The organism is Streptomyces sp. NPDC051322 (genome assembly GCF_040689485.1).
Taxonomy (GTDB): Bacteria; Actinomycetota; Actinomycetes; order Streptomycetales; family Streptomycetaceae; genus Streptomyces.
Genome location: NZ_JBFBAK010000009.1, coordinates 198,099 through 214,066, shown reverse-complemented (window position 1 = coordinate 214,066; position 15,968 = coordinate 198,099). Strand labels below are relative to the sequence as shown.

General features: G+C 70.8%; 18 protein-coding genes. 12 read left to right on the top strand and 6 right to left on the bottom strand.

Annotated elements, in window-relative coordinates; translation table 11 throughout:
• Window positions 1-21 precede the first annotated feature (21 nt).
• Window positions 22-948 (bottom strand): flavin reductase, encoded by a 927-nt coding sequence (locus tag AB0436_RS22120; protein WP_366469638.1) that lies wholly within the window; start codon window positions 946-948, stop codon window positions 22-24.
• 211 nt (window positions 949-1,159) lie between these two features.
• Here AB0436_RS22120 and AB0436_RS22115 point away from each other — a divergent pair, with 211 nt between their 5' ends.
• The 8 genes from AB0436_RS22115 to AB0436_RS22080 all read left to right on the top strand — a co-directional run bounded on the left by AB0436_RS22115 (window position 1,160) and on the right by AB0436_RS22080 (window position 8,419).
• On the top strand, window positions 1,160-2,287 hold the full coding sequence (locus tag AB0436_RS22115; RefSeq protein ID WP_366469637.1) for an LLM class flavin-dependent oxidoreductase: 1,128 nt from the start codon (window positions 1,160-1,162) through the stop codon (window positions 2,285-2,287).
• Window positions 2,280-2,894 (top strand): amino acid synthesis family protein, encoded by a 615-nt coding sequence (locus AB0436_RS22110; RefSeq protein ID WP_366469636.1) that lies wholly within the window; start codon window positions 2,280-2,282, stop codon window positions 2,892-2,894. Before AB0436_RS22115 ends, AB0436_RS22110 begins: the two co-directional genes overlap by 8 nt.
• Window positions 2,891-3,442 (top strand): amino acid synthesis family protein, encoded by a 552-nt coding sequence (locus AB0436_RS22105; protein WP_366469634.1) that lies wholly within the window; start codon window positions 2,891-2,893, stop codon window positions 3,440-3,442. Before AB0436_RS22110 ends, AB0436_RS22105 begins: the two co-directional genes overlap by 4 nt.
• On the top strand, window positions 3,439-4,284 hold the full coding sequence (locus tag AB0436_RS22100; RefSeq protein WP_366469633.1) for an alpha/beta fold hydrolase: 846 nt from the start codon (window positions 3,439-3,441) through the stop codon (window positions 4,282-4,284). Before AB0436_RS22105 ends, AB0436_RS22100 begins: the two co-directional genes overlap by 4 nt.
• A gap of 4 nt (window positions 4,285-4,288) precedes the next feature.
• Window positions 4,289-5,776 (top strand): aldehyde dehydrogenase, encoded by a 1,488-nt coding sequence (locus tag AB0436_RS22095; RefSeq protein WP_366469632.1) that lies wholly within the window; start codon window positions 4,289-4,291, stop codon window positions 5,774-5,776.
• A gap of 98 nt (window positions 5,777-5,874) precedes the next feature.
• Window positions 5,875-6,564, top strand: a complete 690-nt coding sequence (locus AB0436_RS22090) for a GntR family transcriptional regulator (protein WP_366469631.1) — start codon at window positions 5,875-5,877, stop codon at window positions 6,562-6,564.
• A gap of 14 nt (window positions 6,565-6,578) precedes the next feature.
• Window positions 6,579-7,532, top strand: coding sequence for a serine/threonine dehydratase (locus AB0436_RS22085; protein WP_366469630.1), 954 nt, complete (start codon window positions 6,579-6,581; stop codon window positions 7,530-7,532).
• A gap of 98 nt (window positions 7,533-7,630) precedes the next feature.
• Entirely contained in the window at window positions 7,631-8,419 is a 789-nt protein-coding gene (locus tag AB0436_RS22080) for an SAM-dependent methyltransferase (RefSeq protein WP_366469629.1), read from the top strand.
• Window positions 8,420-8,481: 62 nt separating this feature from the next.
• On the opposite strand, the gene AB0436_RS22075 is transcribed toward AB0436_RS22080, so the two are convergent.
• The 4 genes from AB0436_RS22075 to AB0436_RS22060 all read right to left on the bottom strand — a co-directional run bounded on the left by AB0436_RS22075 (window position 8,482) and on the right by AB0436_RS22060 (window position 10,983).
• Window positions 8,482-9,198, bottom strand: coding sequence for a DUF3618 domain-containing protein (locus tag AB0436_RS22075; protein ID WP_366469628.1), 717 nt, complete (start codon window positions 9,196-9,198; stop codon window positions 8,482-8,484).
• The gene (locus tag AB0436_RS22070) at window positions 9,174-9,665 is read right to left on the bottom strand and encodes a phage holin family protein (RefSeq protein WP_366469627.1); all 492 of its coding nucleotides are present in this window, start codon (window positions 9,663-9,665) and stop codon (window positions 9,174-9,176) included. The genes AB0436_RS22075 and AB0436_RS22070 overlap by 25 nt, the downstream gene beginning before the upstream one ends.
• A 3-nt stretch (window positions 9,666-9,668) precedes the next feature.
• On the bottom strand, window positions 9,669-10,340 hold the full coding sequence (locus AB0436_RS22065; RefSeq protein ID WP_366469626.1) for a hypothetical protein: 672 nt from the start codon (window positions 10,338-10,340) through the stop codon (window positions 9,669-9,671).
• A 130-nt stretch (window positions 10,341-10,470) separates the two neighbouring features.
• Window positions 10,471-10,983 (bottom strand): GNAT family N-acetyltransferase, encoded by a 513-nt coding sequence (locus AB0436_RS22060; RefSeq protein WP_366469625.1) that lies wholly within the window; start codon window positions 10,981-10,983, stop codon window positions 10,471-10,473.
• 60 nt (window positions 10,984-11,043) lie between these two features.
• On the opposite strand from AB0436_RS22060, the gene AB0436_RS22055 reads away from it, so the two are divergent.
• The gene (locus tag AB0436_RS22055; RefSeq protein WP_366469624.1) at window positions 11,044-11,847 is read left to right on the top strand and encodes an exodeoxyribonuclease III; all 804 of its coding nucleotides are present in this window, start codon (window positions 11,044-11,046) and stop codon (window positions 11,845-11,847) included.
• Here AB0436_RS22055 and AB0436_RS22050 read toward each other — a convergent pair.
• Window positions 11,835-12,500 (bottom strand): MerR family transcriptional regulator, encoded by a 666-nt coding sequence (locus AB0436_RS22050; RefSeq protein ID WP_366469757.1) that lies wholly within the window; start codon window positions 12,498-12,500, stop codon window positions 11,835-11,837. The two genes, AB0436_RS22055 and AB0436_RS22050, sit on opposite strands and share 13 nt — an antisense overlap.
• 165 nt (window positions 12,501-12,665) lie before the next feature.
• On the opposite strand from AB0436_RS22050, the gene AB0436_RS22045 reads away from it, so the two are divergent.
• Genes AB0436_RS22045 through AB0436_RS22035 form a run of 3 tightly spaced genes read left to right on the top strand, consistent with a single transcriptional unit; the run spans window position 12,666 to window position 15,951 of the window.
• A complete protein-coding gene (locus tag AB0436_RS22045; protein ID WP_366469623.1) occupies window positions 12,666-14,186 on the top strand; it encodes an NAD(P)/FAD-dependent oxidoreductase in 1,521 nt (506 codons plus the stop codon).
• The gene (locus AB0436_RS22040; RefSeq protein ID WP_366469622.1) at window positions 14,183-15,076 is read left to right on the top strand and encodes an alpha/beta fold hydrolase; all 894 of its coding nucleotides are present in this window, start codon (window positions 14,183-14,185) and stop codon (window positions 15,074-15,076) included. The genes AB0436_RS22045 and AB0436_RS22040 overlap by 4 nt, the downstream gene beginning before the upstream one ends.
• Window positions 15,073-15,951: an SDR family oxidoreductase gene (locus tag AB0436_RS22035; RefSeq protein ID WP_366469621.1), complete on the top strand. Its 879-nt coding sequence runs from the start codon at window positions 15,073-15,075 to the stop codon at window positions 15,949-15,951. The genes AB0436_RS22040 and AB0436_RS22035 overlap by 4 nt, the downstream gene beginning before the upstream one ends.
• Window positions 15,952-15,968: the final 17 nt, after the last annotated feature.

Sequence of the window (15,968 nt, the reverse complement as noted above, 5' to 3'; positions counted from 1 at the left end):
AGGAGACGAAGGGGCGTGGTCTCACCACGGCAGGGGGGCCGTCTGCGAGATGTCGAAGAACCCGCCACCGCTGTAGACCAGAGGGGCCAGGTCGTCATGGCGGGCGGAGACCACCCGGCCGGTGAAGACGGTGTGGCTGCCGGCCTCCAGGCGCTCCCCGATCTCCACCTCCAACTGCGCGCACGACCTGTCGATGAGCGGCGCTCCGAAGCCGCCCCGACTCCAGGACAGACCGGCGAACTTGTCGTCCGCCCTGGAGGCGAAGACCTTGGCGACGTCGACCTGGTCGGCGGCCAGAATGCTGATGCCGAGATGGCTCGCCCGGTGCAGCACCGGGTGGGTGGCGGAGCTGCGCTGTACGCAGACCAGCACCATCGGGGGGTCCAGCGAGATGCTGGAGAACGCATTGACTGCCAGGCCGCGGGGCGTGCCGTCGTCATCGGCGGTCACCACCGTCACCCCGGTGATGAACTTGCGGTGCACCCCCTTCACGAGATCGGGGTCGACAGCCGCCCGGTGGGCGGTCGTGATGATCCCCAGCGCCTCCAGCATGTGACGGGAGTCGAAGGTCACCCACTCCTCGGCCACCGCGGACCCGTCGAAGCGGGCGAAGGTCGCGCCGGAGACCTCGACCGGCCGTCCGGTGGGCGGCACGCCGAGGAAGGCGCCCGAATGATGGCCGGTGCTGCGCCAGCGGATCGCCAGCCTTTCGCCCTCCTCGACGATGTCCTCGATCTCGGTCCGCAGGTCGGGAAAGGCCGCGCGCACGGCGCGGATCGATTCCTTGAAGCCCGCACGGTCCTGCGGCACGCCTGCGGGGCCGCGGCGCCGGACGTACGTGGGGCTGAGCAGCTCGTCGAGCGTGTCGACCTGCCCCCGGTCCCAAGCGGATCGCCAGACGGAGCGGATGCGAGCAGCGCGGTCGGCGCGGTCAAGAGTGTGGGTCATGACAAGTCCCCTCGATCAGCCTCTTGTATGGCACAGGACGGTAGGCATGGCCCAGGTCGCTGTCAACGGATCGCTCGAAATTACTGGGCAGGAACAGAGAAATTGACCAAATGGCAGGTCAAGGCCGTCTCCTGACAGTAGGCCCTTGACGGCTTGGAGGAGGACTCCTAGCCTCGGTGCCATGGCACAGCATGAGCGGGAAGGACGTCGGATGCGATTCTCGATATTCCACAACCTCGGAGCGCCCGGCCGACTCGGCGAGTACGCCCAAGTCATGGACGAAGCTCGCGAGTTCGCGACAGCCGCAGAGCAGGCGGGTTTCTGGTCCACCTGGTACACCGAGCACCACTTCGGGCACGAAGCGATCGAAATCACCCCGAACCCGGTGCTCATGGGCGCCGACATCGCGGCCCGCACCGAGCGGATCCGGATCGGCCAGGCGGCGAGCATCGCCACCTTCTGGCACCCTCTGCGGCTCGCCGAGGACATCGCCATGCTCGACCAGCTCTCCGGCGGCCGCGTCGAGGTCGGTCTCGGCCGTGGCCTCTACGGCCGTGAAGCCCTCAACCTCAACCCGGTCGCCGATCCTCGCGACCAGGAGCAGAACCGGGCGCTGTACGACGAGACGGTAGAGATCCTCCGCAAGGCCTGGAGCGGCGAGTTCTTCGCGCACAAGGGGCGTTTCCACGAGTTCCCCGCTCCCGGCGTGCGGTGGGATCACCCGCTCTCACCGGCCACCGACGACTACACCGAGGCCGGCGTCATCACGAAGATGCAGGTCACGCCGGCCCCCTTGCAGCGGCCGCACCCGCCGCTCTGGCAGGTCATCGACAGCCCGCGGTCCATCCGGGCCGCTGCGGCCGACGGCGTGCAGGGCATGTTCTGGCTGCCGCCGGTCTCGGCGCTCAAGGACCGCTTCGAGCTGTACCGCACGACGGCGAGCGAGTCGTCGGGTCGTCGCTACGCGCTCGGCGAGGGCATCGGGCTCGTCCGCGACGTGTATGTCGCGGACACGATGGAACAGGCCCGTGCCGACTTCGAAGAGGCGCTCATGACCACCTATCGGTGGATCATGCACTGGCGCGGCCTGGGCAACCTGATGGAGGCCGGTGAGGAGCTGACCGACGCGCACGAGCTGTCCTTCGATTTCCTGATGGACCGGAATCTGCTGGTCGGCACGCCCGAGTACGTTGCCGAGAAGGTGGCCGAGCTGCGCGACGAGGTCGGCCTGGAGCACCTGTTGCTGTGGACCACGCACCCCGGCCTCCCGCACCGCAAGGCGATGCGCAGCCTGGAGCTGTTCGCGGAGAAGGTCATGCCGGAGTTCACCGATGTCTGAGCCGCGGTGCGATCTGCGCAAAGTGGTGACCGTTGTCGACGAGGTGCTGCTGGAACTGGGCAGCCCGGTCGCCGTGCCGGTGCGGCGGGCGGCGGCGGCTGCGGTGATCCGCAACCCCTGGGCCGGACGCGGCTTCGTCACGGATCTCCAGCCCGAGGTCGAACAGATCGCACCGGGGCTGGCCCGGCTGCTCACCGGCCGGGTGAGCGAGGCGCTGGGCGGCACCGACCGCATCGAGTCCTTCGGCAAGGCGGCCATCGTCGGGCTGGACGGGGAGATCGAGCACGGCAGCGCCCTGATCCACACGCCGTTCTTCGGCAACCTCTTCCGCGAGCTGGCCGAGGGCACCTCGATCATCGTCTTCAGCGACGACCGGCTCCCCGCCGGGGAACCGCTCACCGTCCCGCTGTGGCACAAGACCGCTGCCGCGACCCGCTCGCACTACCAGACCTGCCACATCCGTATCCCCGACGCGCCGCGTGCGGACGAGATCGTCGTCGTCGCAGCCGGCGCGTCCGGTCCCCGCCCCAACGCGCGGATCGGGGACCGCCGCACCGATCCCGTGGTCAGGCTTGCCGACTCGGAGAAACTGGAGAAGACCCTGTGAGCATCCGCAAGATCATCACCTTCGTCGAGGACATCCACACCGAGGGCGGTCGCCCGGTCGACCCGCCGGCGCGTACGGCGGTGGTGCTCGCCGTCGTCGAGAACCCCTGGGCGGGTCAGGGCTTCGTCGACGACCTCATGCCGGGTATCGACGAAATCGCCCCGAAGCTCGGCGAGTTGCTGGCGCCGCGCGTGGTCGAGGCGCTCGGCGCGCCCGTGGAGGCGTACGGCAAGGCGGCGATCGTGGGCCTGGACGGCGAGATCGAGCACGGATCGGCGCTGATCCACACCCTCAAGTTCGGCGACCACTTCCGCAAGGCGGCGCAAGCGACCACGCTACTCCCGGCCGTCGAGAAGCGGGCGGCCGCGGGCACCGTCTTCGACATCCCGCTCAAACACGTCACGGACGCGACCGTCCGCTCGCACCACCAGACCATCGAGGTCCGGGTCCCCGACGGCCCGCGCCCCGACGAGATCGTCATCGGGCTCGCCGCCGCCGCTCAGGGCAGGCCGCAGGCCCGGCTGGCGCCCCTGTCGAGCGAACGGTGAGCGAGGTGACCTCGGTGCGCGGTCCGGCCCCCGCGGCCCTCGCACACGAGGTGGTGGGCACCGGCCCCCCGCTCGTGCTGCTGCACGGGGTCGGGCTCGACCGGACGATGTGGCGGCGGTGTCTGCCGGCTCTGGCGGCCCGGCACCGCGTGGTCTGCGCCGACCTGCGGGGGCACGGGGGCTCCCCGGCGGCGACGCCCGGGGTCACCCTCGACGAGCTGGCTGCTGATGTGGCCGCGCTGGTCGACGGCCTCGGCGCGCCCGCCCATGTCGTCGGCTTCTCACTCGGCGCCCTGGTGGCCCAGCAGACGGGTCTGACCCGGCCGGAACTCATCGCCTCGCTCACCCTGGTCAGCTCGGTCGCCGGCCGGACAACGCAGGAACGGGCAGCCGTGACGCGGCGCAGGCGCGCCGCCGCCGAGGACTTCGGCGCTTCGGCGGGAGCGGCGGTCGACCGGTGGTTCTCGCCCCGATGGCTCGAGCGAGAGCCGGAACTGCCCGCCGAAGTGCTCGCCACCCTGCTGGGCAACGACCCGCTGTCGTATCTCGCCTGTTACGACGTCTTCGCCACCGCCGACGCCCGGTTGTGGCCCCTGCTGCCCCGGATCACCGCGCCGACGCTGGCGGTTACCGGCGCCGACGATCCCGGGTCGACCCCCGACATGACCCGGCGACTGGCCGCCCGCATCCCCGCAGCCCGCGCCCTGGTCCTCCCCGAAACCCGCCACCTGCTGCCGCTGGAGCGCCCGAACGAGCTGGTCCGGGCCATCCTCACGCACACCGAACAGCACACCGGACAACAAACCGGACAGCACACCGGACAGTCCACCGGACAGGAGTAAGTCCATGAACCGCCTGCCGCGTCACGACCACTACATCGCCGGTACGTGGACCGCGCCCGCCTCCGGCGCGTACTTCGAGAGCCTCAATCCGACCACGGGCCTGCCGTGGTACGAGGCCGCCGACGGCACCGCTGCCGACATCGACCGAGCTGTCGCCGCCGCCCGCACCGCCTTCGAGGACCCACGCTGGCGGGATCTCAGCCAGACCCGGCGCGGACGTCTGCTGCGCAACCTCGCGGATCTGATCGGCGAGCACGCCGAGGATCTGGCCCGTACCGAGAGCCTGGACAACGGCAAGCTGTTGCGGGAGATGCGGGCCCAACTGGAGGGGCTGCCCGAGTACTTCCACTACTACGCGGGCCTGGCCGACAAGATCCACGGTGAGGTCGTGCCGGGCGCGAGCCGTGATCTGCTCAACTACACGCTGCGCGAACCCGTCGGTGTGGTCGGCGCGATCACTCCGTGGAACTCCCCGCTGCTGCTCACCGCCACCAAGCTCGCCCCGGCGCTCGCCGCCGGGAACACGGTCGTGGTCAAGCCCTCCGAACACACCTCCGCCTCGCTGCTCGCCCTGGCCCCGCTCTTCGAGCAGGCCGGTTTCCCGGCGGGCGTGGTGAACGTGGTCACCGGCTTCGGCACGACGGCCGGCGCTCCGCTGGCCGAGCACCCGGACGTCGCCAAGGTGACCTTCACCGGCTCCACCGAAACCGGCCGCCGGATCGCCCGTACCTGCGCCGAACGGTTCGTGCGCTGCACTCTGGAACTCGGCGGGAAGTCGCCGAACATCATCTTCCCGGACGCGGACCTCGGCTCCGCAGCCATGGGCGTCGTCGCCGGGATCTTCGCAGCCGCCGGCCAGACCTGTGTGGCGGGCAGCCGGGTGCTGGTGCACCGCGATGTCTACGACGAGGTCCTGGAGCGGGTGACCGCCCGGGCGGCGACCATCCGTATCGGCGACCCGTTGGACGACGCCACCGAGCTGGGCCCGCTGGCCATCGCGGACCAACTGGCGAAGGTGGAGTCCTACGTCGAGTTGGGGCTGACCGAGGGCGGCAAGATCGCCTGCGGCGGGCAGCGGCCCGACACCGGCCTCGGCGGATATTTCTACACTCCCACCGTCTTCACAGGCACCGACAACGCGATGCGGATCTGCCAGGAGGAGATCTTCGGCCCGGTCGCCACCGTCATGCCCTTCAGCTCCGAACAGGAGGCGCTGGCGATCGCCAACGACTCGGTGTACGGGCTCGCGGCGGGTGTCTGGACGCGCGACGTGAACCGTGTCCACCGGATGGCGGCCCGGCTGGAGGCCGGCACGGTCTGGGTCAACACCTACCGTTCGATGTCGCCGATGTCGCCCCGGGCCGGGTTTAAGAACAGCGGCTCCGGCACCGAGCACGGCACGGAGGTGATGCGCGAGTACACGCGGCTGAAGAGCGTGTGGGTCAACACCAGCGAGGAGCCGACCGGCGATCCGTTCACCCTCCGGTCATGACCGTGACGCCGGCACCGTACGGCGATGCTTGCATGGCAGGCGGACGGCCCGTTCTCCCGGTTGACGGAGAACCCAGGTCGCACCTACTGTCACGTACCATGCAACAACCCACAGGGCGGGCAGGGAAGCGGATCCAGCAGACCAGCATGCAGGCGCGGGTCGCCGAAGAGCTGCGTCAGATGATCATCAGCGGCGAGCTGCCGCCACGCTCCAGCCTCTCCGAGATGGCGCTGTCGGAGACTTTCGGAGTCAGCCGCACGCCCATCCGGGAGGCCCTCAAGCAGTTGCAGATCGAGGGGCTCGTGGAGGTCCGGCCCCGGGTCGGTACGTTCGTCGCCGTACCGTCCCGGCGGGAGCTGACCGAGCTGTTCCAGATGAAGGAACTGCTGGAAGGCGCTGCCGCCCGGCTGCTCGCCTTCCGTGGCAACGTCCCGATGGTGGAGCAGCTCGAGGCCAACATGCGGGCCGCCGACGCGGCCGTACGCGACGGCGACGCGGACCGGTACGCCCAACTGGTCCACGAGTTCCACGACCTGATCGTCACCGGGGCCGACAACAGCAAGCTGGAGGCCCACTACCGCACCCTGATGAACCAGCTGGCCTACGCCCGCCTGGTCCGTACCTCACTGTCCCAGCCCGGTCGCCTGAGCAAGTCCGACGTCGAGCACCATCGGGTACTCAGCCTCATCCTCGCCAAGGACGGCGACGGAGCCGAGCGCGTGATGCGTGAGCACGTCCGCCTGAGCCACCAGGCCCTCATGGCCGGTATGGACGAACGCCAGAACTGACGTCGGGAGACCTCGTGAGCATCGCCTACACCGACATCACCGCCGCTCTCGCCCGTATCGACGGCCGCACCCGGCCGGTGGCGTTGTCACACCCGGAACGCGGGGCGGACTTCGCCGGGGCACAGGGGTGTTTCGCCTACGAGTTCGTGCAGCACACCGGGTCGTTCAAGGCGCGCGGCGCGGCGAACTTCGTCGGGGCGCACGCGGAGGCGGGCACGCTGCCGGAGGCGGGCATCGTCATCGCCAGCGGCGGGAACGCGGGCCTCGCGTGCGCCTGGGCGGCGCGGCAGTACTCCGTGCCGGCCACCGTCTTCCTGCCGGAGACCGCTCCCGCGGTCAAGGTGGCCCGGCTGCACGCCCTCGGCGCGCGGATCCGGCAGGTGGGCAGCGAATACGCCGAAGCGCTGGAGGCCTCCCAGAAGTACGCGGCCGAAACCGGCGCGCTGCAGAGCCACGCCTACGACCACCCGCTGATCGCCGCCGGGGCCGGCACCCTCCTGGAGGAGATCCGCGCGGCGAGCCCCGATGTGGACACCGTCGTGGTCGCGGTCGGTGGCGGGGGCCTCTTCGCCGGCGTCACGGTCGCCGCACACCAGCACGGCATCCGGGTCGTCGCCGTCGAACCGGCGGACTGCCGCGCGCTGAACGCGGCGCTGGCAGCCGGCGCGCCGGTCGACGTGCCGGTGCGTTCGGTGGCGGCGGACTCGTTGGGCGCCCGCCGGGTCACCCCGATGGCGCTGGAGTGGGCGCAGCGCGCCGACGCGGTCTCCGTGCTCGTCCCCGACGACGCGATCATCGCCGCCCGCGAAGCCCTGTGGGAACAGCGCCGACTCGCCGTCGAACATGCTGCGGCGACCGCCTTCGCCGCGCTGCGGACCGGGGCCTACGCTCCGGCGGCCGGGGAGAAGGTCTGCGTCGTGCTGTGCGGCGCGAACACGGGGCTGGGCGATCTCGGGAACCGGAGTTAGGTGTTCCGCCCGGCGGGCGAACACCCGTGCGGAGACTGGTGGTTGGCCCGGATACGCTGAGCTCCTCCCCCCGTGATCGCCACCCCGAGGAGCTTCCCGTGACTGCCGGTATGGACAGACCGCCGATCGACACCAGCAAACCGCACCCGGCGCGCGTATACGACTGGTTGCTGGGCGGGAAGGACAACTACCCCGTCGATCAGCGGCTCGCGGAGACGCTGCCGCCGCAGGCGCGGGCGATCGCGGCGCGGAACCGGGCGTTCATGCAGCGGGCGGTGAGCTGGCTGGCGGGTCGTGGGGTCGATCAGTTCCTGGACATCGGTACGGGTATCCCGACCGCGCCCAATCTGCACCAGATCGTGCAGGCCATCACGCCGTCGGCCCGGGTCGTCTATGCCGACAACGACCCCATCGTGCTGCGGCATGCGGAGGCGCTGCTGGTCAGCAGCCCCGAGGGGGCCACCGACTACGTCCAGGCGGATGTGCGGGAGCCGGAGGCAATCCTCGAGCGGGCCCGTGAACTGCTCGACTTCAGCAGGCCGATCGCGCTGTCGCTGATCGCGCTGATGCACTTCCTGCCCGACGACCAGGACCCGTACGGGATCACCCGCACTCTGGTGCAGGCGTTGCCGCCGGGCAGCTATCTGGTGTTCTCGCACGGCACGGCCGACCAGCATCCGGAACTCGAGCAGGCGACCAAGGACGCCTACAAGGACGGCGCCATCCCCCTGCGGATGCGCACCCGCGCGGAGGTGGAACGATTCTTCGACGGGCTGGAACTGGTGGAGCCGGGGCTGGTGCCTGCCGTGGAGTGGTACCGGGACGAGCCCGCCCCGAAGGACGAACTGAGCGGGTTCTACGTGGGGGTCGGCCGCCGGGCGCGCTGAACCACTCGCCGGGCGCCCGCCTCCCGGGTGCCCGGCGGCCGGGTGACGTCCCACGGCCCGCCTCAGCCGCCGGCAGGGCCTTCCTTGCGGTCGCGGACCGAGTCGGCGGCGTCCTGGCCGACATCGCGCAGATCGCGCGTGGCGTCCTGGCCGGCGCTGCGGGCCTGCTCCTTGGAGGTACGGGCCGCGTCCTGGGCAGCGGATTTGACGGACTCCGCGGCTTCGGTGGCCGGTTGGCGGAGGTTCTCCCCGATTTCCTGGGCGGTCTGCTTCGCGGGCTGCAGGAGTTCGTCCGAGTGCTCCCGGAGCCGTTCGCCGACCCGCTCTTCGGCCTTGGACGCCGGGAGCAGCGCGGCAGCGAGCATGCCGGCCCCGAAGGCGATGATGCCGGCCGCGACCGGGCTGCCCTCGGTGCGTTCCCTGATGCGTTCCGGGGCCTGCTGGGCGGCGCCGGTCGCCTGGCCGGTCGTGTCCTTGACCGTCTCGCCGATCCGTTCGGCGGCCTGCCCCGAGGTATCGGCCACCCCTTGCGCGGCGTCGGCCACTCCGTGTGCGGTGTCCGCCAGGCTGTCCCGGGTGTCGTACGCCGAACCCATGACGCGCTCCTTCACTCCGGTCATCCGGTGGCGTGCCGCGCCCGCCCTGCGTCGTGCCGCGTGCGCCTTGCGGCGCGCGACGTTCCGTGGAGCCACTCGGTCCGCCAACAGGTCGATGTTACGGGCGAGATGCGCCCGGGTGTCTTCCACGTCGTGCCTCAGCTCGTCGGGTTGCGTGCCCATCGGGCGTCCTCCTTCAGTGTTTCCATGGTCTGCTCGGGCTTGAGATTGACGCTGCGCATGCGCTTGCGGCCGGTGACGAACAGCACCGCTGCCGCGACCGCCCACACCCCGGCGATGATCAGCGCCGCCCAGGCCAGATCGACCACGTGCGCGAGACCGAAGACGGCGGCGAAGCTGGCGACCACCATCAGCAGGTGGCCCGCGTAACCGGCCCCGGCGAGCATGCCGGCGGCCTTTCCCGCCTTGGCGGACTCCTCCTTGAGCTCGACCTTGGCCAGTTCGATCTCGTCGTGGACCAACTGCGAGAGGTCCTTGCTGATGTCACCGACCAGGTCGCCTATCGAGGGCTCGGCCGCAGAACCGTCGGGCGAAACGCGCGTGGGATCAGGGCCCGGCGGGTGCTGCGGGACAGGCGGGGGCTGCGGGTGCGCGCCGGTTGCCACGCGCTCCGAGTAGGACGTAGCCACGGCTCAACTCCCTTGCGGTCGCTGGGGGTATTCGTACGAAGGGGCGGTGACGGGCGGTGGCGCCTGGACGGGACCGGGTGCGGGCCGCGCGCGAGCGGTGTCCTCCGGCCAGGGCGCCGCGCGGTGGGCGCCACCACCGCCGGCGGAGGCTCCGGAGCCGTCGCCGTCCGAGCCGGCCGCGCCGACTCCCTTGCCGGCGCGCGCGACGGCGAAACCGGCCAGAGCTGCCCCGGCCAGGAACACGCCGGGCCGACGCCGCGCGAAGCCCTGCAGGTCGCTGAGCAGGCCGTCCGGCCCGCGGCTCTCCAGCTTGGAGGCCGCCTGTTGGCCGCCGTCGGCGATCTTGCGTACTGCTTTGGCCGCGGAGGAGTCCGGCTCGCCGCTGTCGCTCATCCGGCCCAGTTCGTCCGCGAGCCGGCGCACGTTGCCGGCCAGCCGATGGGTCTGGGAGTTGGCCTGGTCCTGGAGCTGACTGCGTACCTCGCTCACCAGGTCCCCGGCCTGCGCGGCTGCCTCGTTCGCGACGCCGGCAGCTTGTTCCTTTGCCGTGTCGGTGACCGCGGTGGCCTTGTCGCTCACCACCTGGGCGCCCTCGGCTGCCTTGTCCTGAGCCGTTTTCGCTGCGGCCGCCGTGGTGCTGCGGTCCGTGCGGCCGGCTTCGTCGAAGTCACTCAAGGTTCCTCCTACGGGTATGGCATGGATCCCGTGCCCGGTGCGCTGCCCTCCGGGAACGGACATATGGGGCGAGTAGCCATATGGAGGGAGGAAAACCTCTTTCAGTCCTTGGGGTGCGCCGGCTTCACCGTCACGGCCTTCCGGCGGTCGGCTTTCCCGGCGGGACCAGGGACTTCGCGTAGCAGAGGCTGCTCTCGTACTCGCGGTAGTGGCCGAACTTCTCGCTCGGGGTGTAGCCGCTGGAGACATACAGCGCGATCGCCTCCGGCTGCTTGTCGCCGGTCTCCAGCACCATCCGGGTGCGGCCGGCCGCACGGGCGCTGTCCTCCAGGGCGGCCAGGATCCGCCGGGCGAGGCCGAGGCCGCGGGCCTCGCGGACCACGTACATCCGCTTGATCTCCGCGTCGCCCGGTGCGTATCCGTAGTCGCCCGCCGCGTCCTGGTTGCGCCAGCCGCCGGTGGCCACCGGGCGGTCGTCCGCGTCGTAGGCGAGCAGGTAGAGCCCGGACGGCGGGTCGAACATGGTGGCGTCGAGCGGGGTGATGTCGCCCTCGTCGCCATAGCGCTCGGCGTATTCGAGCTGGACCTGGTCGTTCAGTTTGACGGCGTCGGGGTGGTCGTAACGGACCGGACGGATATTCATACGGGATATCATATATCTATGCGGAGGCCGAGTGGTCGGGCCTGTCGGTAGGGTGCCGTGGTGCTCACCGTGACGACTGTAAACGTGAATGGCCTGCGCGCCGCTGCCAAGAAGGGCTTCGTGGAGTGGCTGGCGCTGACCTCCGCCGATGTGATCTGCCTCCAGGAGGTCAGGGCCGAGCCCGGGCAGCTGATCCCCGCCGTGCGGGAGCCGGAGGGCTGGTTCACGCTGCACGCGCCGGCGGCCGCCAAGGGGCGCGCGGGAGTCTCCCTGTACTCACGGCGTGAGCCGGACCGGGTGCGGACCGGATTCGGCAGCGAGGAGTTCGACGGGTCCGGGCGGTACGCCGAGATCGACCTGCCCGGCGTCACGGTCGCCAGCCTGTATCTGCCGTCCGGCGAGGTCGGCACCGAGCGGCAGGAAGAGAAGACCAGGTTCATGGCGGAGTTCCTGCCGTATCTCCAGGGGCTCCGGGAACGGTCTGCGGCGGACGGCCGCGAGGTGGTGGTCTGCGGAGACTGGAACATCGCCCACCAGGAGGCCGACCTCAAGAACTGGCGCGGCAACCGGAAGAACGCCGGTTTCCTGCCCGAGGAGCGGGAGTGGCTGACCCGGGTCCTCGACAGCGGTGAGGGGGCGTACGTCGACGTGGTGCGGGCGATGCACCCGGGCGTCGAGGGACCGTACTCGTGGTGGTCGTACCGCGGGCGCGCTTTCGACAACGACACCGGATGGCGCATCGACCTCCAGGTCGCGACGCCCGGCCTCGCGGCCAAGGCGGTCAAGGCCTGGGTGGAGCGCGCCGCCACACACGAGGAGCGGTGGAGCGACCACGCGCCGGTGACCGCCGTCTACGACCTCTGAGAGCCCTCTCGCTCCGCCCGGACCTGCCGGTCCATCGCCATCGACAACTCCGCCTCGACGACGTTCTTCGCCAGTGGGCGCAGCCGCGCCATGGCCTCCCCGAACTCGGTGTCCGGCAGATGTGCGCGGACCAGATCGGTGAAGAGGCGGGTGAGCGCCTCGGTGTGCTCCCGCACCCGGTGGCCGGCGGCGAGCACCGAGGCCAGCGGTACGCCCTGGGCGACCAGGGCGGCCGACACCTCGAGCAGCCGGCGGCTGATGTGGATGATCTCCTCGCCGTCCGTCGCCAGGTAGCCGAGGTTCAGCGCGGTGGCGAGGTTCTCCGCCGTGACCTCGCCCTCGAAGTAGTCGGCCAGTTCCTCGGGGGTGAGGCGGACCGGCTCCTCCTCCGACCAGGAGGGTGTTTCCGAGGCTGCCAGGCCGAGCAGTTGCCCCACGTCGCGGCCGCTCTCGAAGGCGGTGGCCAGATCGGCGATGCCGCTGAGGGTGTGGCCGCGTTCCAGCAGCGCCGCGATGGTGCGCAGCCGGGCCAGGTGGTGTTCGTCGTACCAGGCGATGCGCCCCTCCCGGCGGGGTGGCGGGATCAGCTTCCGCTCGCGGTAGAAGCGCAGGGTGCGCACGGTGATGCCGGCCTCCTTGGCCAGTTCTTCCATGCGGTACTCGCGCCCTGCTCTCTCCGCTGCCACGTCGGAAAGCCTATGTCGTACCTGCGGTAACTTTCGCTCCGCCCACCCCTACCCATCAGTACGCGGGTGCTCTAGTCTCCCAACAGTGCCAGTGATTGCTGGCGGAGTCGGGGCATTGCGGGAGGCGGCAGCATGGACCGGTACGAGCACGTGCGAGCGGCGGTGATCGGATCCGGATTCGGCGGCCTGGGGGCCGCCGTCCGGCTGCGCCGCGAGGGGATCACCGACTTCGTCGTCCTGGAAAGGGCCGCCTCCGTCGGCGGGACCTGGCGCGACAACAGCTATCCGGGGTGCGCCTGCGACGTGCCGTCCCACCTCTACTCCTTCTCCTTCGCGCCCAACCCCGACTGGCCGCGCACCTTCTCCGGCCAGCCGCACATCAGGGCGTACCTGGAGAACGTCGCCGACACCTTCGGACTGCGGCCGCACATCCGCCTCGGCCACGAGGTGCTGACGATGCGGTGGGACGCCGACGAACTGCGCTGGGAGATCGAGACCTCGCAGGGCACCCTCACCGCCGACGTGGTCGTCTCGGCCACCGGGCCGCTCTCGGATCCGAAGATCCCGGAGATCCCCGGACTGGCCGGGTTCGACGGCAAGGTCTTCCACTCCGCGCAGTGGGACCACGACTACGAACTGCGCGGCAAGCGCGTCGCGATGATCGGGACCGGTGCGTCCGCGATCCAGATCGTGCCCGCCATCCAGCCCGAGGTCGGCCGGCTGACGCTCTTCCAGCGCACCCCGCCCTGGGTGATGCCCCGGATGGACCGCGCCATCAGCGGCGCCGAGCGGTGGCTGCACGACAAGGTCCCGGTCACCGCCGCAGCTCGCAGGCGACTGCTCTGGGGCATCCGGGAGCTGCAGGTCGGCGCGTTCACCAAGCACCCCAACGAACTCGGGCTCATCGAGTCCATCGGCAGGTCCAACATCCGCCGCTCCATCAAGGACCCGGCGCTGCGGGCCAAGCTCACCCCCTCGTACCGGATCGGCTGCAAACGCATCCTGCTGTCGAGCACGTACTACCCGGCGCTCGCCCGGCCCAATGTGGACGTCGTCGCCTCCGGGCTCAAGGAGGTGCGCGGCAACACCCTGGTGGCGTCCGATGGCACGGAGACCGAGGCGGACGTGATCATCTTCGGTACCGGCTTCCATGTCACCGACATGCCGATCGCCGAACGTGTGGTGGGGGCCCAGGGCGTCACTCTCGCCGAAGCGTGGAAGGACGGCATGGAGTCGCTGCGCGGCGCGACCGCGGCGGGCTTCCCCAACTGGATGACGATCATCGGTCCGAACACCGGTCTCGGGAACTCCTCGATGATCCTGATGATCGAGTCCCAGCTGAGCTACCTCGCCGACTACCTGCGGCAGCTGAACGTACTGGGCGGGCGCGCGGCGCTGGACCCCCGGCCCGCCGCGGTGAGCGCATGGAACGAACGGGTGCAGCAGCGGATGAAACGGACCGTCTGGAACACCGGCGGCTGCACCAGCTGGTACCTCGACGCCAACGGACGCAACACCACCATCTGGCCGGGCACCACCACCGAGTTCCGCCGGGCCACCCGGGAGGTGGACCTCGGGGAGTACCAGGTGATCCGGCCGGTGTCCGCGGATGCCGGGATCGCGGACCGCGCCGCCGACAAGGAGGCGGTGTGAGTACCGCGCCGCGGCAGCTGACCGCGATCTCCGCCGACGGTTCGCGGGTCCATGCCGAGGTGTACGGGCCGCAGGATGCCCCCGCCGTGGTGCTCTCGCACGGCTGGACCTGCTCGACCGAATTCTGGCGCGCCCAGATCAGGGAGCTCTCGGCTGATCACCGGGTGGTGGTGTACGACCAGCGCGGACACGGGCGTTCACCCCGCGCGGCCCGCGAAGGACACAGCACGGACGCGCTGGCCGACGACCTGGAGGCGGTGCTCGCCGCGACGCTCGCGCCGGGCGAGCGGGCCGTACTCGGCGGGCACTCGATGGGCGGGATGACCATGATGGCCGCCGCCGGACGGCCCGGGTTCCGGGAGCACGCCGCCGCGGTGCTGCTCTGCAGCACCGGCGCGTCCCGGTTGCTGGCCGAGTCGGTCGTCGTACCGATACGGCCGGGGCGGCTGCGGACCCGGCTGACCCGCACGGTGCTCGGCGCGCGGGCTCCGCTCGGACCCGTCACGGCCGTGTCGAAGCGGATCCTCAAGTACGCGACGATGGGCCCCGGTTCGGCCGCCGACCGGGTCGCCGAGTGCGCCCGGATCGTACATGCCTGCCCACGTGCGACCCGGGTGGCCTGGTCGCACGTGCTGGCCGAGCTGGATCTGGAGGCAGGCGTACGGGAGTTGCGGGTGCCGACCGCGGTCATCGTCGGTACGGCTGACCGGCTCACCCCGCCCGTCCACGCCCGCGCGCTGGCCGCGGCGCTGCCGGACAGCCTGGGCCTGACCGAACTGACCGGCGTCGGGCACATGTCGCCGGTGGAGGCCCCCGAAGCGGTCGGCGCCCGGCTGCGGGAACTCGTCGACACCTATGTACGCGCGGAGAACAAGGAGGCGGCGGTATGAGCAGGAACAGCCTGGAGGGCCAGGTCGCGGTCATCACCGGCGCGGCCCGCGGGGTGGGCGAACTGCTGGCCCGCAAGCTCTCCGCGCGCGGCGCCCGGGTCGCGCTGATCGGGCTGGAACCCGACGAGTTGAAGGCCGTCTCGGCGCGGCTGCACACCGAGAGCGATCACTGGCATGCCGACGTCACCGACCAGGCGGCGATGGCGCGGGTGGCGCAGGAGGTCAAGGCGCGGTTCGGCAAGGTCGACATCGTCGTCGCCAACGCGGGTGTCGCGACCGGCGGGCCGCTGGTGGACTCCGACCCGGACGCCTGGCGGCGGGTCATCGAAGTCAACCTGGTGGGCGGCGCGGTGACCGCGCGGGCCTTCCTCCCGGTGCTGATGGAGAGCCGCGGCTACTTCCTGCAGATCGCCTCGCTGGCCGCGATCACCCCGGCCCCGATGATGTCCGCGTACTGCGCGTCCAAGTCCGGGGTGGAGGCCTTCGCACACTGTCTGCGGGCCGAGGTCGGATACAAGGGCGTGCGGGTGGGCGTCGGTTACCTGTCCTGGACGGACACCGACATGGTGCGCGGCGCCGACCAGGACGACGTGATGCGGGAGTTGCGGCAGCGACTGCCGTGGCCGACGAACCGCACATACCCGCTGGGCCCGGCCGTCGACCGGATCGTGGCGGGCATCGAACGGCGCTCCGCGCATGTGTACGCGCAGTGGTGGCTGCGCGGGATGCAGTCGGTCCGGGGCTACTTGCCGTCGGTCATCGGGGTGGTCGGACAGCGCGAGATGCGCCGCTTCGAACCCCGGCTGGCAGGGGTCGCCCGGGGGCTGGTGGGCGCCGGGGGAGCGGCGGACGAGAAGGCGCGCACGGAGGGTTAACTTCCGAAATGCGCCGC